Origin of the sequence: Pseudomonas sp. NY15356, assembly GCF_048068175.1 — a bacterium.
GTDB lineage: Bacteria > Pseudomonadota > Gammaproteobacteria > Pseudomonadales > Pseudomonadaceae > Aquipseudomonas > Aquipseudomonas putida_K.
Genome location: NZ_JBLUPW010000116.1, coordinates 1 through 211, shown reverse-complemented (window position 1 = coordinate 211; position 211 = coordinate 1). Strand labels below are relative to the sequence as shown.

General features: G+C 63.0%; 1 pseudogene. It reads right to left on the bottom strand.

Going from position 1 to position 211, the window contains the following annotated elements:
• Positions 1–211 (bottom strand): annotated as a pseudogene (locus ACNFCI_RS24185) (RHS repeat protein); the annotation flags it as partial.

Genomic DNA, 211 nt, shown 5'->3' with positions numbered 1-211 from the left:
CGTTGTAGGTGAAGGTTTCCGAGGTGCCGTCCGGGTGGGTGATCTTCAGTACCTCACCGTCCGGTTTGCGCTCCAGCGTGGTGGTCTGGTTCAGCGCGTCGGTGACGGCGACCAGGTGCTGGCGCTCGTCGTAGCGGTAGTAGGTGCTCTTGCCCGAGCAGTCCTGGTAACGCTCGACCTGGGCCTGGGTGTTCCACCACAGGTACTTGGA